The following is a 23,286-nucleotide window of genomic DNA, read 5'->3' as shown; positions in this document are numbered from 1 at the left end:
ACGGCTCAGCGCAGGGCATCCCGCGCCGAGGCGATGTCCGCCATCCATTGCGTGCGCTTGCCGATCACGAAGCGGTATCGCTTTCCGTCCTCCAGCCGCACTGCCAGCGATGTCGGCGCGATCGGCAGCAGGCCGAACAGGCGTGTCCAGCAGGACTGAATCGCCACGATCTGCCGCAAGGGCAGGCTCAGCGTCTGGCGCTGTACATTGAACGCGTGCGGCTGAAACAGCAGCGCATCGGCGGTGAGAATCAGACGCCCGCCCACCGCTTCCATCCCGCGCTGCAGATTGGCAGGTGCCTGGCGCAATACCGCCCGATCGATCGAACGCAAGCCGCTACCGTGGAAGAGCGAGCTCACGGTCGTGCAACGGCGAGGTGGGCACGCGGCATATGCCGTAGCAAGACGCCAAGGCGGCCAAGCGCTATCAAGAGCGAAACCGAAAACATGCGATAGGCCTAGTGGGAAACATCACAACAGCGAAGGCCGCCAGCAAGATGCGGCAGGACGCCATGACAGCACATCACCTGTGCACAGCAGCGAAGCGGTGAAGCGGTGCGCCGGTACCCGCTGTGCCGGCACACCAACGATGAAAGACCATGCTCAGGTGGCGCTTGAGCAACCCACCGCACGCTTACTTCAGATAGGCGCGCGGCAGCGGGCCGGCCTGCTGCATGTAGCGGTCGCGCAGCTCGCTCTGGCGCGATCGCATCGGCATGTCGCGGCCGCCCAGCCAGACCTGCTCGGCATAATGCGCCACATCCAGCGGGTCGCCTTCCCACAGCACCAGGTCGGCCTGCTTGCCGATCGCAATGCTGCCGATGCGATCGCCCACGCCGAAGATGTCTGCCGGCACACGGGTCAGGCCGGCCAGGCCGGCTTCCCATGGCAAGCCATTGGCGACCGCATTGCCGGCGAGCTGGCGCAGTTTGCGTGCGTTGTGCGAGGCATCGCCGTTTTGGGTAAAGCTGACCTCCACGCCGGCAGCGCGCAGACGTGCGGCGTTTTCCAGCGTCGCGCCAATCTGGTCGAAGGTCGATGGCAGATCCGCCAGCGCGTCGACCAACACCGGGACCTTGGCCTGCGCCAGTTGCGGCGCAAGCTTCCAGGCTTCGGCGCCGCCGGCAATGGCAATGCGCACCTTTTCGCGCTGCGCCCAGCGCAACAGCTGGCGGATGTCGGCTGCGCGTTCCACCTGCACCACGATGCGCCCCTGGCCGGCCAGGTAGTTTGCCAGTACACCGCGTCCAACCGGGGTCAGTAATGCATGCGGCGAATCGGCCGGGATACGCCCGCGTGCTTCGGCAACCAGTTGATCCAGCAACATCCATTGCGCGGCGCGCGAGCTGCCGGTGAGATCGGACGCCGCCGCTCCGATGCGAAGAAACAAGGCGTGCGGGCCGGCCGGATCCGGGCTGCCATCCAGCCGCACGATGCCGCCCTGGCCAGCGATGAAGGCGCCACTGGTGGTCGCCCCCAACGCGGTAAAGCCGATGCCCTCCACGCGCGCCACCGGCACCAGCACCGAATCGGGGTTGTAGGCCAGGGTGACGTCGAATTCCGGGCGCATCGGTTGATCGGCCAGCTTGACGCCGCTGTCCACGGTGCTTTCTTCGCCGGAGACTTCTTCGATACCGATTTCGGTAATGCCGCCGAACAATGCCGGCGTCAGTGGGCGGCCGTTTGCTTCGACCACGCGGCCGTCGTTGGGTACTGCCAGGTTGCGGCCGATGGCGCGAATCACGCCGCCCTGCACCAGCACGTCGGTGTTCTGCAGGGTGCCTTGCGCGGTGGCAGTGTGCACGGTGGCGCCGCGAATCAGCACCTGCTGCGCGAAGGCCGGCAATGCCAGCGTGGCCATCACCAATGCCGCGATCGCGCGCAACCGCGGGGGCATGTGCGTGACGCGGCTCATCGTGCCACCTCCTGGCCGAGCATGAAGTCCGACACCGGCTGCAGTGCGCGGTTGTGCCGGTCGTAGACCTGCGCGCCGTCGATATACACCTGCTCGGCCAGCGCATACGAACTGAAAGGGTTGCCGTTCCAGACCACCACATCGCCCATCTTGCCCGGCTCCAGTGCGCCGGTCTGCTGCTCGATCCCGAGCGCCTTGGCGGCATTGCTGGTTAGCCAGCGGATGGCGCGCTCCGGCGGGATCTCCATGCCACTGCGACGCGCGTTGGCGATCACCTTGGCGGCCTCCTGGTTGAGTCGTTGGATGCCTTCTTCCGAATCCGAATGCACGATGGCGCAGCTGTTGGCCGGGCGATCGACCAGTGCGATGTTTTCCTGGATGCCGTCGAAGGCTTCCATCTTGAAGCCCCACCAGTCGGCCCACAGCGCGCCGCATACGTTGTCCTGCGCCAGGCGGTCGGCCAGCTTGTAGGCCTCCACGCCGTGATGGAAGGCGGCGATGTGGAAGCCGAATTCCTTGGACAGATCCAGCATCGTCGCCATCTCATCGGCGCGGTAGCAGTGGATGTGCACGCGGATGTCGCCGTTGATGGCACCGGCCAGTGTGTCGAGCTTGAGATCGCGCTTGCCGCCGGCATCGCCACTGCTGTCGTTGTCGCCGCCGCGGCTCCACCAATGGCGCTTTTTGGCGGTTTTCTTTTTCGGCGCGTTCTTCTGCAGATACTCGGCCGCGTCGATGAACGCAGCGCGGTAACCGGCCACGTTGCCCATGCGCGTGCCGGGGCCACCTTTCTGGCCGTACACGCGTTTGGGGTTTTCGCCGCAGGCCATCTTCAGGCCCCATGGTGCACCGGGGAATTTCATGCCCTGATAGGTGGTGGAAGCAACGTTCTTGAGCGTGACGCCGCGCCCGCCGATCAGATTGGCCGAGCCCGGCAACACCTGCAGCGAGGTGATGCCGCCGGCCAGCGCAGTGCCGAAGCCGGGATCCTGCGGCCAGATCGAATGCTCGGCCCACACGTTGGGCGTCACCGGCGCGGTCATCTCGTTGCCGTCGCTATGCGCGCTGACGCCCGGGCTGGGATACACGCCCAGATGCGAGTGCACATCGATGATGCCGGGCGTCACCCACTTGCCGGTGCCGTCGATACGGCGCACTTCAGCGGGCGCCTGGAGCGCCTTGCCCACCGCAGCCACCTTGCCGTCGCGCAGCAACACGTCGGCATCGTCCAGCCGCTCGCCGGTGCCGGTGAGCACGGTGGCGTGCTGGATCAGCACCGGAGCGGACGCGAGCGCGCGATAGGTGCTGGGGTAGGGATCTTGCACGAAGCGCGATGCGGCCGATGCCGCAGACGCAGGCCCGCACAGCACCGCCGCGCCCAGCGCGGCGAACAGGATGGAACGCATGGATTTCCCCGGTAACACGAAAACGTCAGCCGCCAACCTAGTCGTCGGCGGCGTGCTTGCCAAGTGCTGGAGGTCGAGAGCGGCGGGCTCATCACATGCACCCGTGCATGCTATGCCGAATTCGTCAGGGGATGTGCCGATGATTGCCAAAACAGAGCGCAACAAGCAGGCCGATGTGGTGTTGGCTTTCTGGGAGCTTGCCGGCGCGGCGCGCTGGTTCACGCACAACGACGCCTTCGATGCCAATTTTCGCCAACACTTCAGCGAGCAGCATTTTGCCGCCGCACGGGGTGAGTACGCGCAGTGGATGGCACGCGCCGAAGATGCACTGGCCTTGCTGATCCTGCTGGATCAATTTCCACGCAATGCGTTTCGCGGCAGTGCGCATGCCTATGCCACCGATGGCCTGGCACTGCGGTACGCCAAACAGGCGCTCGCCAGCGGCTTCGATCAACAGGTGTCGGCGCAACTGCGTCTGTTTTTCTATCTGCCCTTCGAGCATGCCGAACACGCCGATGAGCAGGCGCGCGCGGTGCAGCTGATCACTGCACTGGGCGATGCACAGACCACCCACTGGGCGCTGGAGCATCAGCGCATCATTGAGCGCTTTGGCCGGTTCCCGCACCGCAATGCGGTGCTGGGACGTGAGACCACGGCAGAAGAGCAGCAGTTTCTGGATGAGGGTGGATTTGCCGGTTGAAGACCTGCATCGGCGATCTGCATGCCGATGATCGAGGTCTGCCGTGCAGCGTGGGTAACGACGCTGCTGCAGCCGGGCACAGGTGGGCATCGCAACGCAGAAGATGCCGCCCTGCGCATGCCGCACCGGGCAGCGTGCAAGCAGTCAACACCGATCAGCAGCCGCCCGGCAATGCTTCCGACCGCCAGCTGGCGCCTTCGCCGAGCAGCAGAGAAAACCCGTAACTTTCGTAGCCGCTTTCGGCCAGCACGAAATCGAGCGTGCCGTTGCCGTCGATATCCCCGAACTGCAGCAGATGCGTGCGCAGCGGCAGGTCTTCGCAATCGTCGCAGCCGCTGGCAGCGTGACCCTTGCGGAACTGCCAACGGCTGCCGTCATGCTCGAAGATCGCAAGGACGACGAGCACGCCGGTGGGGTTGTCCGGGTTGCCGGTCTCGATGGGATGGTTGGAGGTCAGGATCGCCACGCGTCGCTGCGGTTGCTGCGTATCGGTGACGATCTGCAGCGCCGCCAGATCCTGCGCGCGATCGGCATCGAACGCGGCCAGCGCCTGCGCCAGGGCTGCCGGCTTGACGCGCTTGCGCAGCGGCGCGGCGTTGTTGACCTGTGCAAACAGCTCGGCCTGTTCGCTGGCGGTGGCTGCGCGGCCGGCAAAGCGCTTGCCGGGATTCACATCCACGGTCGACAGCAGCGGCGAGTCGGACAGCGTGGGGTTGCCCTTGATGCGCAGCTTCGCGGTGCCGCCGCACATGCTGTTGTCGTCTACCGTCAGTGCCGCAAGCCGCACGTTGCCGGTGGAAACGCCTGCGTTGAAGACCCGCAACGGCTGGCCCAGCAGCGCCTCGGGCAGGGTCGATTCCCTGGCGATACCCTCGCCGAGCCAGACCGGGATGTATTCCAGCGGATCGTCGGTCGGCTGGTTGTCGTAGGTCTGGACCAGTAGCACCGCGCGCGACGGTTCGGCGGCGTGGGTGGCCAACGGCAGCAGCGCGGCCAGGGCGACAGAGAGCAGGCGGGTATGCATTGCAGCGATGTCCTTGTGCAGGGTGATCCATGAAAAAACGGGCGCTCCAGGGAGCGCCCGTTTCGGTCTGAGGTGCGCCGGCCTAGGTTGCCTCTTGGCGAACCGCGGTCACGCGGTTGTCGCAAGCGCAGCAGTCTACCCAGGACGCATGACCGGCGAGCGGCAGCCGCAACCGTGCGACGACCGCCGATGTGTTGCTCAGTATTTCGCCACGCCGTTGTCCACCTCGTCCGACCACGCATCGATGCCGCCGGTGACGTTGTAGACATTGGTGAAGCCCAGCCCACGGAAATGTTCGGCGGCCTGCAGGCTGCGGCCGCCGCGGTGGCACAGGAACGCCAGCGGGGTGTCCTTGGGCAACTGTTCGATGGCGGCGCGCTCGTGCGCATCCAGCGTGCGGAACGGTGCGGCCACCGTGGCCAGTGCGCGCTCGTCGGCCGGGCGCACGTCCACCAGGGTCAGGCTGCCTGCCTTGAGACGGTCGTCGGCATCGCGCACCGACAGCTCCTGCACCGGCTTGGGCGCATTGGGGTTATCGATGGCCAGGCCACGGCCGCGGATGTCGTCGACCCAGTCGATGGTGATGCCGTCGGCACGACGCGCGCTGGCCAGGTCGAACTGCACGCGCAGCCCGTTGGATTCAGCCGCAATGGCGTTCGGGTTGGTCGGCGCCAGCTGGAAATTGGGCTGGAAATTGGCATCGATGGCCAGCGTCAGCGAGGCATCCGGCGCATCGGCCAGCGCACTTTTGAGCATCTCGACCGCGGCGGGGGTGATGGTGATCTTGGGCGGGCTGCGGTCGGGCGCCTGCAGGCCGAGCATGCTGCTCAGCTCGCCGCTGTCGGCCATCTGCACGATGATGTCGCTGCCGCCGATCAGCTCGCCGTCCACGTACAGCTGCGGGATGGTCGGCCAGTCGCCATAGGCCTTGATGCCCTCGCGGATTTCCTGGTCGGCCAGCACGTTGACGTGGGCATAGTCGATGCCCAGGCCGTCCAGCACGCCGACCGCCTTGGCCGAAAAACCGCACTGCGGCATGCCGGGCTGGCCTTTCATGAAGAGCACCACGCGGCTGGATTGCAGCAGCGTATCGATACGGGAACGCAGGGCGGGATCGAGAGACATGGCAGCACTTGGGTGGCAGCGTGGAGACCGGGCATTCTACGCCGCATGGCATCATTGGGCATGACCACGCCGGAAACGCTGTATCGCACCCCTTCGCGCCCCTACCGCTGGGTGGGCCTGTTGGCCCTCTCGCAGGCAGCGGTGGCACTGCTGTGGTGGCATCTGGGCTGGGCCTGGGGGCTGCCTGCGCTGCTGCTGTCGCACGCGCTGTTCGTGGTGCCGGTGTTCCTGCCGCGCGCGCGGCTGTATGCGCCGGTGCTGGCGCGGTTACCCGGTCGCGCGCCGCATGTCTGGCTGACCATTGACGATGGCCCGTCCGATGACACCCCAGCCATCCTCGACCTGCTGGATGCCTACGACGCCAAGGCAACGTTCTTCCTGGTCGGCGCGCGTGCCGAGCAGCGGCCCGAGCTGGTGCGCGACATGGTGCGGCGCGGGCATGGCATCGGCAACCACAGCCACACCCATCCGCAAGCCTGGTTCTGGGCGCTGGGGCCGCGCCGGATGGCGCAGGAAATCGGCCAGGCGCAGCGCGTGCTGGCGTGCATTACCGGCCAGGCGCCACGGCTGTACCGCTCGGTGGTCGGCATGACCAACCCCTTCGTCGCCTCGCCGCTGCGCGCGCACGGGCTGACCCGGGTGGCCTGGAGCGCGCGCGGCTTCGACGGCGTGCAATGCGAGCCGGACACCACCGTCGCCCGCATCGTGCGCGACCTGCGACCCGGCGCCATCGTGCTGCTGCATGAAGGCGCGGCGCACGGCCACAACCTCACCATCCTGCGCGGCGTGCTGGAGGCGATGCAGGCGCGCGGGTTGGTGGGGCGGCGGCCGGATTAAGCGCGACGGACAAAACAATTGCAGTCGCCGCCTGGCGGGCGCTGCCGGTGTTGGCGCTGCATGCGCCGCCCGGACATGACAGTTCCTTTCCCCCTTCGACGTCTGGTCGACGATTGCTCGCAACGTGTGCCCCGTCGCCTGCTGCGCTCAGCGTGGCTCTGCAACGATCAGCCAGTTGTTGAAGGGCGTGTTGCCATACAGCGGCGCAAACGTGGCGCGCAGGCCGGCCGCGTCTAGGTGCGCCTGCAGGCTCTCGCGCGTGGGATAGCTGCGCGGCATCCGCTGCATCCAGCCGCTCAGGTGCGCCAGGACGTCGGTGACACGGCTGGTGCGACCACGGCTGCTGGCATCGCCCAGCGCGCTCCGAATCACCAGCTTCGCGCCGGGCGTGAGCATCTGCGCCACGCTGCGCAGCAGACTGGCCTGCATGTCCGCTTGCAGATACTGCAGCACATCCAGGATGGTGACGCTGCCCCGATGCTGCGGCCACGCCACGCTCAGATCGACCACTTCGAACTTGGTAGCGCCCAGGTTCGAGCGCTGCGCGATGTGCTGTGCGCGGCGAATCTTGGACGCATCCACATCCACGCCGTGATAGGCCAAGGCCTGGCCATCGGCGCGCAGTGCATGGGCCAGCAGGCCGAGCCCGCAGCCCAGATCCAGCACCGGCGCCGTGGTCGTGCGCAGCTCGGCCAGCACGCCCGGATACAGCGGGTCGGTGCGCAGCTTGGCTTGCGTGTAGTAGTAGTCGTAGCGGTTGCCCAGCGGATGCGCCGGCAGAAATGCGCGTGCAATCGTCAACGCCTGCGCGCGGCTCATCGGTTGGGTGGCAGTGGTGTGCAATGTCGTTCCTTGGCAATCAGGCGTGCTGCGCGGCTAGCTTAGGGCCTGCCGGGCTGGTTGGGGTAGGGCGGGTTGGCAGTTTGCGATACGTGCCCACGGATGCATCGGTGGCTGGTATCCGACCTGCGCGGATCGAAAGACCTGGCTGCAACGCCTGTTGCTACCGCATCGACGTAAAGAGGGCTGGCAGTGATCGCGTGCGACATCTCGCGCTGTGGAGGCAGGTGCAAACCCAAGCGCGCACAACCGCGGCAGAGAAGCGCAGCAAAACGCTGTGACTTGGTGCCTTGCCAAGATGTTGCGCGCAGCCAGCAGATGGGCTTGGGCCGCATGCAAGAACTGCAGCGTACGGTTGGTGAATCCTGATTCCGGGCGCCGGCCGCAGCCACCTGGCGGCAGCCCGGTCTGTGTTGCCCAGCTACGCTTAGACGATCGTGTCCAACGACCCAGTTGCGCCCAACGCATCGCGCGCTGCCGGTAGCGCCAGTGCCGTCCAACGCGCATACATTGCGCCGGAAGGATGCAAGCCGTCGTCCACCAGCATGTCCACCGCATCGCCGCCATCGCGGCTGGTGGCCGTGATGTCGACAAAGCGCACCGCATGCGCACTGCAGCGGTCGGCAGCGATTGCATTGAACGCGTCGATCTGCGCACCGATCAACGCGGCATCGCCACTGCACGCGCGCGCAAACGGGGTCAGGCCCCAATCGGGAATCGACAGCACGAACACGCGTGCCGGGTGGCCGTTCGCGCATGCAATTGCACGCAGCAGCAGGGCGTCGAATTGCTGGCGATACTCGTCCAACGGGCGCCCGCGATACTGATTGTTGACGCCAATCAACAAGCTCACCAGGTCGAACGGACCCTGCGGGGCTGCCGCGTCGATCCCGGCCTGCAATTCGTCGGTGGTCCAGCCGGTGGTGGCGATGATCTGCGGCGGCGCCACGTTCCAACCGTATGCACGTAAGCCATCGACCAGTTGCGATGGCCAACGCTGGGCAGGCGCAACGCCCTCGCCGATGGTGTAGGAATCGCCGAGCGCCAGATAGCGCAGCGGCGCGCCAGGCGCAGTCATCAGGCCACGCTGCGTGGCTTGAGTGGAACCACCTTGGTAATGGCCTCGGCGCGGCGTGCCAATGCACGGTCGATGCGGGCGAACACATCGCGCATCACACCGGCTTCCGGCATCAGGGTCACGCGGAAATGGTGGCGATACGGCACGTTGAAGCTGGAGCCGGGAACCACCAGCACGCCTTCTTCGTTCATCAGATCGAGTGCGAACGCATGATCGTCGAAGTTGCGCGCCGCTGCGCCCACCACCGCCGGGAACGCATACAGCGCCCCGGCCGGTGCCACCAGCTGCAGATGCTCGCTGGCCGCACAGGCCTCGATCACCGCGCGGCGGGTTTCATACAGGCGGCCGCCCGGCGCGCACAGCGCCGAGATGGTGTCCGGCCCGTTCACGGCCGCATCGATGGCGTACTGGCCTGGCACATTGGCGCACAGGCGCAGCGCGCCGAGCAGGTCCATCGCATTGCGCAGGTCGTTGATGCGCGCTTGGTCGCCCGACAGCAGCGCCCAGCCCACGCGCCAACCGCAGGCGCGATGCACCTTGCTCAGGCCGCTGAAGGTGATGCACGGGTGCGCACCGGCCAGCGGTGCGACCGGCACGAAGGCCGCGTCGTCGTACAGCACCTGGTCGTAGATCTCATCGACCATCAGCAGCAGATTGTGCTTGGTGGCGATCGCCACGATGCGCTCCAGCAGCTCGCGCGAATAACTGGCGCCGCTGGGGTTGTTCGGATTGATCAGCACGATGGCGCGGGTGCGCGAGGACACCAGCGTCTCGATCTCCACCGGGTCCGGCTGGAAGCCGTTTTCCGGCGCGCAGCGGTAATACACCGGGCGGCCGTCATTGAGGATGGTCGCCGCCGACCACAGCGGATAGTCGGGCGAGGGCACCAGCACTTCGTCGCCGGGATTGAGCAGCGCCCGCAGCGACAGATCGATCAGCTCGCTGACGCCGTTGCCGATGAAGATCCGGTCCGGATGCGCGTCCGGATGCTGACGCCGCGCATACGCGGTGGCGATGGCCTCGCGCGCCTCCGGCAGGCCTTGCTGATGGGTGTATGGGTCGGTGCGGCCCATGTCGTCGGCAATGGCGCGCTGCAGATGCTCCGGCGCACGGAATCCGAACGCACCGGGGTTGCCGATATTGAGCTTGATCAGCTTGCGGCCCTGCGCCTCCAACTCCCGCGCTCGCCGCGCCAGTTCGCCCCGGATTTCGTAGCGGACTTCGGACAGACGCTCGCGGATGGCGAGCGGCTTTTGCGGGGCAGTGGACATGCGACGGGCCGGTTGTAGGCGTGAGGCTTGGCATGGTATCGGAAATATGACAAGCGGACATGCTTGCATCGGCAACGATGTCAAGCGGCTGCGCCCTTCGACTCACTAATGGTAGGTATGACCTTTGGGAATTGGACGGCCGGACATCAGTGGGCGCATCTCAACCTAGGAGACGGCTGATTGAGAAAATAGATCGTCAGCGAGGGGTTGGCTGATTGACAGCTTCTTAACATCTCCAGATTCTATTCCATCACTTGAGCCCGGCTCGGGCTCTACAGCAAGGAACGCGTATGTCAGGGGGAAGTGCGTCGCTCTCGTTAGTCGAGGGCGGCTCGTCGGTGCAAGACCGGCCGGATCTGGGGCTGCAGGGGTTGGTCCTGCTGGCGCAATTTCATGGCGTTGCCGCGGACGCGGTGCAGCTGGCGCATGGGTTCGGACGAGGCGGCGAGCCGTTCGACGAAACCACGCTGCTGCTGGCAGCCAAGCAGTTGGGACTGAAAGCCAAAGTCGTGGCCCAGCCGGCCGCGCGGATCGGCATGGCGGCGTTACCGGCGCTGGCCCTGGTGCCGGATGGCGATGCCTTTATCGTCGCCAAGGTCGGTGCGGACCAGATCCTGGTCCACGATCTGGTTGAGAAACGTCCGCGCTCCATCTCGCCCACCGAGTTCGAGGCGCGTTACCAGGGTAGGTTGTTGCAGGTGGCCTCGCGGGCTTCGGTGCTCGGCGACCTGGCCAAGTTCGACTTCAGCTGGTTCATTCCTGCGGTGGTGAAGTACCGCAAGTTGATGATCGAGGTCTTTATCGTCTCGTTCTTCATCCAGCTGTTCGCGCTGATCACGCCACTGTTCTATCAAGTGGTGATGGACAAGGTGCTGGTGCACAACGGCCTGACCACGCTGGACGTGATCGCGATCGGGCTGGTCTCGATGGCGGTGTTCGACGTGCTGCTGTCCGGATTACGCACCTACGTCTTCGCCCACACTACTAGCAAGATCGACGTGGAGCTGGGTGCCCGGCTGTTCCGGCATGTGCTGTCGCTGCCGCTGGCGTATTTCGAATCGCGGCGGGTCGGCGACACCATCGCGCGCGTCCGCGAGCTGGAGAACATCCGCAACTTCCTGACCGGACAGGCGCTGACCTCGGTGCTGGACCTATTCTTTACGGTGGTCTTTCTGTCGGTGATGTTCTGGTACAGCGGTTGGCTGACCTTGATCGTGGTGCTGTCGCTGCCGTTGTACGCGACCATCTCGGGCCTGATCACCCCGGTGCTGCGCAAACGCCTGAACGACAAGTTCGCGCGCGGCGCCGACAACCAATCCTTCCTGGTGGAGACGGTCAGCGGCATCGGCACGGTCAAGGCGATGGCGGTGGATCCGCGCGTGACCCGCACCTGGGACAACCAGCTGGCCGGCTATGTCAGCGCCGGGTTCAACGTCACCCGCATCGCCACGCTGGGCCAGCAAGGCGTGCAACTGGTGCAGAAGCTCACCGCCGTGGCGGTGCTGTTCTGGGGCGCAAAGCTGGTGATGGAAGGCAAGCTGTCGATTGGCCAGCTGATCGCCTTCAACATGTTGTCCGGCCAGGTCACCGCGCCGATCATTCGGTTGGCTCAGTTGTGGCAGGACTTCCAGCAGGTCGGTATCTCGGTCGAGCGGCTGGGCGACATCCTCAATACCCGCACCGAGTTGCCGGGCAGTCGCCTGGCATTGCCGCCGATTCGCGGGCAGGTGACGTTCGAGCGGGTCACGTTCCGCTATCGGCCGGATGCGCCCGAGGTGCTCAACGGGATCGAGCTGGATATCCGCCCAGGCGAAATCATCGGCATCGTCGGCCGTTCCGGCTCCGGCAAGAGCACGCTGACCAAGCTGGTGCAGCGGCTCTACACGCCCGAGCGCGGGCGGGTGCTGATCGATGGCCAGGACCTGGCACTGGCCGATCCGGCCTGGTTGCGTCGTCAGCTGGGTGTGGTGCTGCAGGAGAACTTCCTGTTCAACCGCAGCGTGCGCGAGAACATCGCGTTGACCGATCCCGGCATGCCGCTGGAGCGGGTGATCCATGCGGCCAAGCTGGCAGGTGCCCACGACTTCATTCTGGAATTGCCGGAAGGCTACGACACCAAAGTCGGCGAGCATGGTACCGGCCTGTCTGGTGGTCAGCGGCAGCGCATTGCAATCGCGCGCGCGCTGATCGGCGACCCACGCATTCTGATTCTCGACGAAGCCACCAGCGCCCTGGATTACGAATCGGAGCACGCAGTGATGAGCAACATGCGCGCCATCTGCAAGGGCCGCACCGTGCTGATCATCGCCCATCGCCTGTCCACCGTGCGGCAGGCCAATCGCATTGTCGTGGTGGAGAAGGGACGCATCGTCGAGAGCGGCTCGCATGCCGAGCTGGTCGACCGCCCGGAAGGCCAATACGCACATCTGTACAGACTGCAACAGGGGACACCATGAAGCACCTGCTCCAGGGATGGCGCGATTTCTTTCTCCGCTATTTCAACATCTTCAAATCGGCCTGGGCGGTGCGCCGCCAGCTCGACCCGCCCGCGCGCAGCGCCGACGAGCGCGCGTTCCTGCCCGCCCATCTTGAGCTGACCGAAACGCCTGTCTCGCCCACCGCGCGCTGGACGATGCGCATCATCATCGGCTTCTTCTGCGTCGCGCTGCTGTGGGCGTGCCTGGGCAAGCTCGATATCGTCGCCGTGGCACCAGGCAAGACCGTGGTCGACTCACGGACCAAGGTGGTGCAGACCGCAGAAACCGCGGTGGTACGCAGGATCCTGGTACGCGACGGACAGGCGGTGAAGAAAGGCCAGCTGCTGGTCGAACTCGATGCCACCGCCACCGGCGCCGAGTTCGCCCAGGCCGGCGACGCACTGGTCAACGCACGTCTCGCTGCGCTTCGCCAGGCAGCGCTGGCGACCGCCATTGCGACCGGGCAGCCGCCGCAGCTGGATCCGGCTCCGGATCTACCCGCCGAGCGCGTAGCCAACGAGCAGCAATTGGTCAGCAGTCAATTCGACGCATTCCAGGCGCGCCGACACAACCTGCAAGCCAGCATCGCCCAACGCCAGGCCGAGTTGCAGACCACCCAGGACGCGATCGAACCGCTGGCCGAATCCGCACGCATCTCCAAAGTGCGCGCAGAGGACTACGCCCGCCTGGTCGAAGGCAAGTACGTCGGCCGCCATGACTACCTGTTGCGCGAACAGGAACGCATCGCCGCAGAAAGCCAGCTCGCCACCCAGCGCAATCGCCTGCAGGAGATCCGCTCGGCGACCAGCGCGGCGCAAGAGGAGTTGCGCGTGCTTGTCACCGACACACGCCAGCAGGCACTGGATGCCTTGCGCCAGGCAAGCGAGCAAGCCGGCCAGCTGACCCAGGACGTCGCCAAGACCGGCCAGCGCGACAAGCTGATGGCCCTGCATGCGCCCGTCGACGGCACGATCCAGCAGCTGGCCGTCCACACCGTAGGCGGTGTGGTCACGCCTGCACAGCCGTTACTGGTCGTAGTGCCGGCCGAAGAAGCACTGGAGGTCGAAGTCACCGTCCTCAACAAGGACATCGGCTTCATGCGCCCGGGCCAGCCGGTCACCGTCAAGGTCGACAGCTTCCCCTACACCCGCTACGGCTATCTGACCGGCACGGTCGCCAGCGTGTCCCACGATGCCGCACAGGACGAAAAGCTGGGTCTGGTATTCCCCGCGCGCATCAAATTGAACGGCAGCACGCTGGAGATCGATGGGGTCAAGGTGCGGATGAGTGCCGGGATGAGCTTGAGTGCGGAAGTAAAAACGGGGAAGCGGCGGGTGATTGATTACTTGTTGAGTCCCTTACGAATGCATGGCTCGGAATCCTTGAGGGAGAGATGAATTTATGAAACTGTTGATGCTCGTCGGTTTGGCCTTGGTCATGACGTGTATGTCTGGCTGCAAGCAAAAGATGAAATGGGAGGAGCAGGTCTGGTTGGAGGAGGGCCGCTTTGTGGAGGTGGAGCGTCAGGCAGAAGGGACAATTGATTTCCCAAATTCTTCGTCAATCGTCACCCGCCATCAAGAATTTAGATACGACCCTTTGCAAGTGTTCTGGGAGAAAGAAGGAGCGGCGCAAGTAAAGTCTTTTTACATCGCTGGCAGCGATGCTTATCTCGTTACAACTGCCGGGAAAAGTCGCGATAATTTCTGCATGGGAAGACGTCAAGGCGAATTTCTTTTGAATGTCTTGCGCTGGCGCAATGGGAAGGTGCAAGAGATCGACCAGCACGAAGCACCCCTAGATAAGATGCGGATGAATCTTTCCGGGAATGCGCACTGGATCCTTCGTAAGGATGGCTGGGCGGGGGGGGCGCAACACTTGTCATGGAAAGAAATTGCGAGAGTCACTGGGCAATTTGACGACCAGCCGCCAAGGTCGGTCTCTGATTTTTATACTAGAACACCAAACCTATCTTGTAATTAAGGAGGGGCGAAGTGATTTGGCTAGGCTGCTGTAACCAATGAAGTGCATCCACGCAATGCAGCGGGCATTGCGTGAATGCACTTTCGCTGGACCGGTGTGAGTGCTGGTTAATTTCAAAAAAGAAGTAATCAACGAGGTGCGACGCGATGAAGATGTGTAGGTGGGCGATGGTTGCTGGACTGATGTCTGCTGCCTTGTTGAGCGGTTGCAGCAACAAAGACACAATGCGCTGGAAGGAGCAGGTGTGGCTCAGCGATGGGCGGCGCATCGATGTAGATCGATATTCAGTAGCTCTGAAGAGTGGCTTTCCCAACTCGACCGATGGGCCACCTATTTATCAGGAAATCAACTATGCGCCTTTAGGAGTTCACTGGTCTGCCAAAAGCGGGGTGAAGGGAGTTCCGGAAATGCTTTCCTTCGATATCGTGGATGGTGACGCCTACTTGGTCGTTGTTGATGAAGACCTCGAAGAATTCTGTGTTGGCAAGCCGAAAGGAACTTATTTGATGAGTGTCTATCGTTGGCGCAATCGGGAAATGCAGGAGGTAAATCAGCATGAAGCACCCATCACCCGCATGGGTATAAATTTGTCGGGAACGGGGAATTGGGGCTTTCGTCATGCGGACAGACCTGTGACCTATCTTTCTTGGGATGACATTGCTTATGTGACAGGGCAACCTAGCTCAGGGCCTCCAAAACTTCTTTCCGAGTTTTATAAGAAAAGACAAGGCTATGCGGTTTGTAAATAAATTAATCAATAACTAAATGGTGAATGGAAATGGAATTCAGTAATATAATTCTTGATTATGCGCAGCTGGCCGCGAATGTCTATGGATCGAAGTCCAGTGTGAGGTCGGAACTGAATACTGTTCAGCTCCCCGAAGGATGGAGCCAGATCGACGAGAAGATCTCGCAGAGCGGATTCATGGCTAGGGCCTATCGCAATGCAGCCACGGGGGAGGTAGTGGTCGCTTATGCAGGGACGACGCTAGAAGAAGGTCAAGCGCTCGATGACTGGATCACGGGAAATGTACCAGCAGGCGTAGGCGGGTTCTCCCAACAGGTCTTCGAAGCCATAGAGTTCTATCTGAATGTACTGAGCTTGCCGGTCGTGGACTCAGCGAAGACTAGTTTCACCGGTCATTCGCTAGGTGGCGGGCTCGCTTCGTTGATGGCGGTTTATTTCGATAAAAAAGCGACTGTCTTCGATCAGGCGCCTTTCGAGAAGTCGGCGGCAACGTCTACATACGACCTGTATCTGGAACCATTGAAGTACGCAGGCTATACCCTTCCTCAGGAATTTAAAGACTACGATCTGCTCCATTACAACGAGCGGAAATCGAACGTGCAACAGATTGTGGTGGCGGGCGAGGTACTCAGCTATGGCACTGAAAATTTGTTCAAGATAAATGATGGAAATCCGCTTGTGCTCGATCCGGAAGCGGAAGATATCTTTGGCTGGGGCGGAAGCGTAGCGGCTGACTTCGCCAAGGCAGTCGACCTGCATTCGATGACACTGCTTGCTGGGTTCATGAATTCGGAAATATTTCTTGAGGCCTCCAAGAATTTCAAAGAGTTGCTGCCAAGAGTATTTCGGGGGGCATATCAAAATGTTGTGCCGACAAATCGTACTGCTAGTACTTTGCTTGAATTGCTGGTCCAGCGCCAGATCGTAGGAGAAGGCGCGCTCGACACGCTCGCGGCCGACGTGGCGAAGATCGTGGGTACCGAACTGCGCGGCACGGATAGTTTGTTTTTTGTCAATGAAAACGGAGACGACAAGCAGCTCAATCTGGCCGCTGCGCTCATCGATGTCGTGTTGGCGGGGCTCTATCAACAGGCCAATGGCAGGCGGCAGCAGCAAGGATTTACTCGCCTGCTTGCCGACGTCCTGATCCGCGCTGACGGCTATCTCGGTTTCGATGCGGAGACTCTTGGCGATGAACGGAAGCGAGGCGTCGACTCACTCAGCCAATATGTCTCTGCAAGAACACAAAACCTTGCCCTCGATACGAATCTTCTGGAGCGCGCGCGCTGGGGCGTTCAGGATGGTGCTGCCATGCACTATGTCGGCTCCGATTTCGACGTGCGCTCGGACGTGGTGGTGGCTCTACACGGCAACAACACCATCGCAGTTGGTGGCGGCGACGATCTGGTCCTGGGCGGCAACGGCGACGACGATATCAGTGGTGGATCGGGCGATGATCTCCTGTACGGTGGCGCAGGATTCGACACGTACCGCTTTCTTACCAACGAATCCCTTCTAGTCAGTACAGATCGCATTTACGACAGCGGCGGCGATGGCGCTGTGTATGTCGACAACGTAGCAGTGACGGCAGGTGTCCGCCTGACGGAGACGACGTGGGTCGATTCCACCGGTAACTTGCGATTGACCATGATTGCAGACCCGGTCCATAGATTGATTATCACCAATCTGCTTAGCGGCGACACGATCCATGTTGAGCGGTGGCAGAACGGCCAGCTGGGCATCAGCTTGTCCGGCGAAGTGCCGACCGTGACCGAGCCAGCAGAGACGATTCTGAGCGGTAGCGACGACACTTTCGGCGAGTTCGGGACTAACGACGGCAACGACATCGTCCAGGGGCTTGCCGGCAACGACGGCGTCGAAGGAGGCGCCGGTGACGACCGCATTTATGGCGGTGATGGTGAGGATCTGCTGCTGGGTGGCTCCGGTGACGATCATCTCTATGGCGGCGCAGGTAACGACCATATTTTCGACGGGTCGGAGCTTGCGAATATGCGCGAATGGACCGATCGGCAGCGGGCGGACATGGATGAAGAGATCCGTCAGTTCCTTGGCGCAGGGCAGCTCATGGCGCGCGGGTCGGGCTGGTACGTCGTGCGGGGAGGGCTGCTGGACGGCGTGAATGGGTTGAACTGGAGCTACCTGGACCCGAATGCCCATCCGAGCGGCGACGATATCATCGATGCGGGTGATGGCGACGATTATGTACTGGCCGGCGAAGGTGACGATATCGTCAGCGGCGGCACGGGTGCCGACATGCTTTATGGCGGGCATGGTCACGACATCATCGAAGGTGGCGATGGTAACGACATTATCGTAGGCGACCCGCGAGGCGTTGCTGGGTCTAGGGGGCTTCTTACCTACACGGTCTCGAACCATGCAAATATCAATGGTAACGATGTTCTGAATGGGGGCGAGGGCGACGATATCGTCATTGGATCTGGTGGCAATGACGTCATATATGGTGGCCTCGGTAACGATCAGCTCGAAGGCTTCGTTTACGGTGAGACCAAAGATGGAGAGGATGCAGACGCCGACTATATCGACGGCGGGGAAGGCAATGACAGGATCAGTGGCGGTGATGGCAACGACACCCTGCTGGGTGGACTTGGCGATGACGTCGTGTCTGGTGACAACGACAAAGTGCCTCTGACGAATCATGGCGACGATCTGATAGACGGCGGTGCCGGCGATGATCTGCTTGAAGGATTTGGTGGAAGAGACACATTGCTGGGAGGAGACGGCGCAGACACCTTGCTCGGCGATAGCCTGTCGATCGACGCTGCGGCGCACGCTGACGACCTCCTCAAGGGCGGTGCGGGCAACGACATCGCTGCCGGCATGGGAGGTAGCGATGTCATCTACGGCGACGACGGCGACGATCAACTGATCGGCGATGCCAACGCCTCTGAAATTGCAATGCAGTATCACGGTGACGACTCGCTCTATGGCGGCGCCGGCGCGGACAAGCTCTGGGGTGGCGGTGGCAACGACCTGCTCGATGGTGGGATCGGGGCCGACATGTTGTCTGGTGAGACCGGCGACGACCGCTTGCTGGGCGGTGCAGGAGCAGATGAACTGTTCGGCGGGGAAGGAAGCGACGTTCTCGATGGCGGAGCTGACAACGACGTGCTGTGGGGCGGCCTGGGCGTCGATACGCTCGATGGCGGCGATGGCGACGATACCCTATCCGGAGATGGCGGTGCCGATATGCTCGTTGGCGGAAACGGCGCCGACACGCTTTCCGGTGGTGGCGACGCCGATACCCTGAGCGGAGGCGACGGCGCCGATATTCTGTCAGGAGGCGACGGCAACGACACCGTTTCCGGTGGAGCAAAGAACGATCAACTGTACGGCGACAGTGGCGATGACGCCCTGGACGGCGGCGATGGTAACGACACTGTCTCCGGTGGCACGGGCAATGACACCGTGGTTGGCGGTGCGGGTGACGACATCCTGTCCGGCGGCTCCGGCAACAACCGCTATCTGTTCGACCGCGGTTTTGGGGTCGACGTTGTCACGCTGACTGCGGGCGCGATCGAGCGGATCTTCTTCCAGGGTGGGCTGGGATCCGAGCAACTGACGTTCGCAAGATCCGGGGATGATCTACTTGTCGAGGTTGTAGGTCAGCCGGACCGCCTCACGGTCGCAGGGTTCTTCGTTGCGGGCAGCCAGGCGGCCGTCTACAGCGCCGATGGACAGGTCTACACCGCATCCTCGTTCGCATCGGATTACATGCAGGGCGGACTGGTAAGTGGTGGTTCTGGAAGCGATAGTCTGCAAGGCGCGAGCCAGGCGGGGCGGATCTATGGTATGGCCGGGGACGACGCACTGCATGCGGGCAGCGCAGGCGATCTGCTCAATGGCGGCAGCGGCAACGATACGTTGACCGATGGGGCCGGCGACGATGTGATGCTGGGTGGCGCCGGCAACGATGTCATCTACTTCGGTGCGCAGGGTCCCGCCGACGAGGTGGATATAGCCGATGGCGGCGCGGGTAATGACATCTACCATGTCAGCTGGTACTCCGGTGCGGATTTCATTAAGAACCTGGGAGTGCAGGGCGCCGGTAGCGATCGCATCGTGCTGGACAATATTGCCAGCACGATGGTGAACAATTTCATTGTCGCCGGGGACGATCTGTACGTCATGGTCGGCCAGCAAAGCGTGGAGAACATGTTGCGGCTCGAGGGCTTCCTGGCCAAGGGGGCCCCCGCGCACACGCTGGAGTTCTCTGATGCCGTCACTATGACTGCGGCCAATTTCAAGAGGCAATCCTGGCAGGGAACGCAAGGCGACGATGTCTACGAGGGCACTGCGGCTCCCGATCAGATCGTCGGGTATGCCGGCAATGACGTGCTATCGGGCGGAATGGGCGACGACCAGGTCAATGGCGGCGACGGGGACGACATCCTGCACGGAAACGCCGGCGACGACACGCTGGTCGATGGCAAGGGGTTGGACATCGTGTATGGAGATGACGGCAACGATGTCTTCCACGTGGAGGTGGATGAATACGCCGACAGGTTCATCGGCGGTGCCGGGGATGATGCCTATTATTTCCGGCACAACTTCTCTTACATGCCGGCGATTCCTTCCGCGCCGACTTCCCAGGTCGAAGAGTCGGCCGACGGCGGCGTGGATACCATCTACAGTATCTTCTACGACATCACGCTCGCGGCCAACGTCGAGAATCTGGTGGCCGAACACAGCCAGTTCGCATATCTACAGAACGGACAGTACATCCCGCGCAATCTGATCGGTAACGATCTGGCCAATAGGATCAGCATCGCCGCTCCGACCGGTATCTATAGCCATCGCGGACTGTCCTATCTGCTGGATGGAAAGGGCGGGGACGATGTGCTGATGGGAAGCGACGCGAACGAGATTTATGTGGTGGACAGCCTGGGTGACGTCATCATCGAGCCCACCGTGCCCGGGTACAACTCCATCGATACGGTCCGTGCCTCCATCTCCTACTCCCTCGAAGGCCTGCAGAGCATTGAGAACATCGAGCTGACCGCGGATGGAACCAGCGCCACCGGCAACACTGACAACAACCGACTGGATGGTGCAATGGCGTATGGAGCCAACACGCTGATCGGCGGGGGTGGGGATGATGTCTATGTGATCGACAATCTCGACACGATCGTCGAGGACGCGATGGGCGGTGTCGACACTGCGATCGTGATGCGCATGGAGTCGCGCAGTTTCACTGTTGCGGAAGGGAGGAATGTAGAGATCTACCGGATTGGCGAGGCCCTCTACGGGAACAACATCCTGAGGGGGAGCAGTGAAGCGAATGTGCTCATCGGGAACGCCTCGGGGAACTATCTCTATGGCGGGGCCGGGGACGACGAGCTGCGTTCAGGCGGGAATTCGTTATCCGGCTATAGCGATGTTTTATCTGGCGACGAAGGCGATGACCTGCTTGTCTCGAGTTATGGGCTGGTTACCTTGTCCGGTGGCAGGGGAGACGACGAAATAGTGCTGGCTCAGGGAAAAGACAGTGTCTTCTACGCGAGCGGCGACGGGCGCGATCTGATCCGGTTGGCGGATGGGAATACGGAAAGCGGTTCCGCCACCATCATGTTTTCCAGCGAAATACGCTCGCAGGATGTGATCTGGTCGCGCTATGAGAACGATCTGGTGATCTCATTCCAGGGGGGGGCATCGGATTCGATCACGGTTCGCAACTATTGGGCACAGAGCGATGCGGGCGACGTCGCGACGGGCGTGGTCGATGCGTTTTTTTTCCATGGCGATCAATCAACTCGCAAAGGCACGACGCTCGAGCAGTTGCGTAATGCGCCTCCGGTTGTGAACGTCAGCATGCTTTGGAGCTCGGCGGTGATCGGCGCGCAGTTCGCATATACCTTGCCCGCTACTACCTTCGTCGACGACCAGCCGCTCGCGTATTCGGTGAGCGATCTGCCGGGATGGCTGACGTTCGACTCCGCCACTGCGACATTCTCGGGAACGCCCGATTCCGCTTCGCAGTGGAATTCGACATTGACGCTCACCGCGACCGATCCGCTGGGGCAGTCAGCCCAGGTGCTGGTATCGATCGATGTCATGAACCGGATCGACGGGACCTCGGCCGCCGACGCCCTGGTCGGCACGGATGCGCCAGACATCATGTATGGCCTGGCCGGTAACGACACCTTGAATGGAGGGCTATCGGCCGACGAGATGTACGGCGGACTCGGCGACGATGTCTATACGGTGGATGCCTACCGGGATCGGGTCTTAGAGTTCGCGGCGGAAGGCAACGACCTGGTGAATGCGTATGTCGACTACGATCTGACGGCCAACGTGGAGCGGCTGACCTTGCTGGGATCGGCCGAGTACGGAAACGGCAACGCCCTCGATAACGTCATCACCGGCAACGCGTCCGCCAACGTCCTGACCGGAGGTGACGGCAACGACACCCTGCTCGGCAACAACGGCGATGACGTCATCGAAGGTGGGTCGGGTAACGACATGCTGAATGGCGGAGCCGGTTCCGATCGCATGTGGGGCGGGGAGGGCAACGACACCTACGTGGTCGCAAGCGCAGGCGATGTCGTCGAGGAATGGGAGGCGCAGGGTGTCGATACCGTCCAGTCCTCGATTGGCTATACGCTAACCGACAATGTGGAGAACCTGACGTTGACCGGCAGCAGCGGTTTGGCTGGTTTTGGAAACAGCGGTAACAATGTCCTGACCGGCAACAGCGGCGCCAACACCCTCACCGGGTACGAGGGCAACGACACACTCGATGGCGGAGCCGGCAACGACACGATGTTGGGTGGCGCGGGCGACGATAACTACATGGTCGGAGCGACCGGAGATACGGTCACCGAACTCGCTGGCGAAGGCACGGATACCGTGCTGTCCACCATCAGCTACACATTGGGTTCCAACGTCGAGAATCTCAGCCTGTCCGGGACCTCGGCGATCAATGGCACCGGCAATGCCTTAGCCAATCTTCTGGTCGGAAACAGTGGCAACAACGCGCTATCGTCGCTTGGCGGAAACGACGTCTTGGACGGCAGGGCCGGCACGGATACGCTGACAGGTGGAACGGGCGACGATGTGTATCTGTTCGGGCGTGGCTATGGAACCGATACCGTGGTCGAGAACGATGCCACGGCTGGAAATGCCGACATCGCCAGGTTCGTTGCTGGCGTTGCCTATGACCAACTCTGGTTCAAGCGGCCTTCCGGGAGCAACAACCTGGAAATATCGGTCATCGGAACGCCGGACAAGCTGGTGGTCAAGGATTGGTATCTCGGGGAGCAGTACCGTGTGGAAAGCATCCGCACCGACGATGGCGCAAGGCTGCTGCATGCCGCCGACGTCCAGGCCTTGGTCAGCGCCATGGCGGGAATGACGGCGCCTCCGCAAGGCCAGACCACGCTGACCGCCAGCCAGCGTACGGCGCTCAATCCCACCTTCGCCAAGACCTGGCGCGAACAATCCGTGTCCGCGAGGACGCTCGGTTCAGGGCTTGCGGTGAGTCTGGCCGCGTTCGACGTGAGCGCAATGGCCAGTTCGCTGTCCGAGGGGCAGAATCTTGTCAACGCCATAGCGATCGCCGATCGTTTCGAGGTGGGCGCCTTCCATGGCACCGGTCACGTGCGGCAGGTGGATCTCATGATTTGGTGACCGATGCGTCGGGGTGGGGGATCGTTTCCGTTCACCCCTGCCGTTTACAGGCATGCAGCTCCAGCATCTGTTGCGCGCAGGGGTGGGTATCGGCAACGCAAAGCCGAGACAACCAATACCCGCTCCGAACCGCCGACACCCAACGCATGGAATCTAAAGGTGCAGAATGCGCTGGAAAGCGCGCCGCCGCCGTCTGGGTGCTCGCCCAATGAGAC

General features: G+C 62.7%; 15 protein-coding genes. 7 read left to right on the top strand and 8 right to left on the bottom strand.

The window, feature by feature from the left end:
- Positions 1-5 precede the first annotated feature (5 nt).
- The 3 genes from ACCQ07_RS17090 to ACCQ07_RS17080 form a co-directional block, all read right to left on the bottom strand.
- Positions 6-332 (bottom strand): hypothetical protein, encoded by a 327-nt coding sequence (locus ACCQ07_RS17090; protein ID WP_046932196.1) that lies wholly within the window; start codon positions 330-332, stop codon positions 6-8.
- A gap of 301 nt (positions 333-633) precedes the next feature.
- Positions 634-1,914 carry an amidohydrolase family protein gene (locus ACCQ07_RS17085; RefSeq protein WP_031424307.1) on the bottom strand — a complete coding sequence of 427 codons (1,281 nt, stop codon included), beginning with the start codon at positions 1,912-1,914 and terminating at the stop codon, positions 634-636.
- Positions 1,911-3,320, bottom strand: coding sequence for an amidohydrolase (locus ACCQ07_RS17080; protein ID WP_014091036.1), 1,410 nt, complete (start codon positions 3,318-3,320; stop codon positions 1,911-1,913). The genes ACCQ07_RS17085 and ACCQ07_RS17080 overlap by 4 nt, the downstream gene beginning before the upstream one ends.
- 133 nt (positions 3,321-3,453) lie before the next feature.
- Here ACCQ07_RS17080 and ACCQ07_RS17075 point away from each other — a divergent pair, with 133 nt between their 5' ends.
- Positions 3,454-4,020 carry a DUF924 family protein gene (locus ACCQ07_RS17075; protein WP_029820243.1) on the top strand — a complete coding sequence of 189 codons (567 nt, stop codon included), beginning with the start codon at positions 3,454-3,456 and terminating at the stop codon, positions 4,018-4,020.
- A 154-nt stretch (positions 4,021-4,174) separates the two neighbouring features.
- On the opposite strand, the gene ACCQ07_RS17070 is transcribed toward ACCQ07_RS17075, so the two are convergent.
- Together ACCQ07_RS17070 and grxD are read right to left on the bottom strand one after the other, a co-directional pair.
- Positions 4,175-5,044 carry a hypothetical protein gene (locus ACCQ07_RS17070; protein ID WP_218489752.1) on the bottom strand — a complete coding sequence of 290 codons (870 nt, stop codon included), beginning with the start codon at positions 5,042-5,044 and terminating at the stop codon, positions 4,175-4,177.
- Positions 5,045-5,242: 198 nt separating this feature from the next.
- Positions 5,243-6,169, bottom strand: coding sequence for a Grx4 family monothiol glutaredoxin (grxD, locus tag ACCQ07_RS17065; protein ID WP_008573624.1), 927 nt, complete (start codon positions 6,167-6,169; stop codon positions 5,243-5,245).
- A 45-nt stretch (positions 6,170-6,214) separates the two neighbouring features.
- On the opposite strand from grxD, the gene ACCQ07_RS17060 reads away from it, so the two are divergent.
- Complete coding sequence (locus ACCQ07_RS17060) at positions 6,215-7,006, top strand: polysaccharide deacetylase family protein (protein ID WP_014091033.1); 792 nt, start codon at positions 6,215-6,217, stop codon at positions 7,004-7,006.
- A 147-nt stretch (positions 7,007-7,153) separates the two neighbouring features.
- Here the strand turns inward: ACCQ07_RS17060 and ACCQ07_RS17055 are convergent, their stop codons facing one another.
- The 3 genes from ACCQ07_RS17055 to ACCQ07_RS17045 form a co-directional block, all read right to left on the bottom strand.
- A complete protein-coding gene (locus ACCQ07_RS17055; RefSeq protein WP_008573627.1) occupies positions 7,154-7,825 on the bottom strand; it encodes a methyltransferase in 672 nt (223 codons plus the stop codon).
- A 448-nt stretch (positions 7,826-8,273) separates the two neighbouring features.
- Positions 8,274-8,924 carry an SGNH/GDSL hydrolase family protein gene (locus ACCQ07_RS17050; RefSeq protein WP_136733919.1) on the bottom strand — a complete coding sequence of 217 codons (651 nt, stop codon included), beginning with the start codon at positions 8,922-8,924 and terminating at the stop codon, positions 8,274-8,276.
- Complete coding sequence (locus ACCQ07_RS17045; RefSeq protein WP_218498782.1) at positions 8,924-10,195, bottom strand: pyridoxal phosphate-dependent aminotransferase; 1,272 nt, start codon at positions 10,193-10,195, stop codon at positions 8,924-8,926. Before ACCQ07_RS17045 ends, ACCQ07_RS17050 begins: the two co-directional genes overlap by 1 nt.
- Positions 10,196-10,485: 290 nt before the next feature.
- On the opposite strand from ACCQ07_RS17045, the gene ACCQ07_RS17040 reads away from it, so the two are divergent.
- The 5 genes from ACCQ07_RS17040 to ACCQ07_RS17020 all read left to right on the top strand — a co-directional run bounded on the left by ACCQ07_RS17040 (position 10,486) and on the right by ACCQ07_RS17020 (position 23,071).
- Positions 10,486-12,651, top strand: a complete 2,166-nt coding sequence (locus tag ACCQ07_RS17040; RefSeq protein WP_372363482.1) for a type I secretion system permease/ATPase — start codon at positions 10,486-10,488, stop codon at positions 12,649-12,651.
- Complete coding sequence (locus tag ACCQ07_RS17035; protein ID WP_372363481.1) at positions 12,648-14,069, top strand: HlyD family type I secretion periplasmic adaptor subunit; 1,422 nt, start codon at positions 12,648-12,650, stop codon at positions 14,067-14,069. The genes ACCQ07_RS17040 and ACCQ07_RS17035 overlap by 4 nt, the downstream gene beginning before the upstream one ends.
- Positions 14,070-14,073: 4 nt before the next feature.
- Positions 14,074-14,655, top strand: coding sequence for a Rossmann-fold NAD(P)-binding domain-containing protein (locus tag ACCQ07_RS17030; protein WP_244149574.1), 582 nt, complete (start codon positions 14,074-14,076; stop codon positions 14,653-14,655).
- Between the two features lie 182 nt (positions 14,656-14,837).
- Positions 14,838-15,404 (top strand): hypothetical protein, encoded by a 567-nt coding sequence (locus ACCQ07_RS17025; RefSeq protein ID WP_228735481.1) that lies wholly within the window; start codon positions 14,838-14,840, stop codon positions 15,402-15,404.
- 29 nt (positions 15,405-15,433) lie between these two features.
- Positions 15,434-23,071, top strand: coding sequence for a Tle-like phospholipase domain-containing protein (locus tag ACCQ07_RS17020; protein WP_372363480.1), 7,638 nt, complete (start codon positions 15,434-15,436; stop codon positions 23,069-23,071).
- Positions 23,072-23,286: the final 215 nt, after the last annotated feature.

The organism is Xanthomonas sp. NCPPB 3583 (genome assembly GCF_041475715.2).
Classification (GTDB): Bacteria; Pseudomonadota; Gammaproteobacteria; order Xanthomonadales; family Xanthomonadaceae; genus Xanthomonas; species Xanthomonas euvesicatoria.
This window is presented reverse-complemented; position numbering and strand designations above follow the sequence as displayed.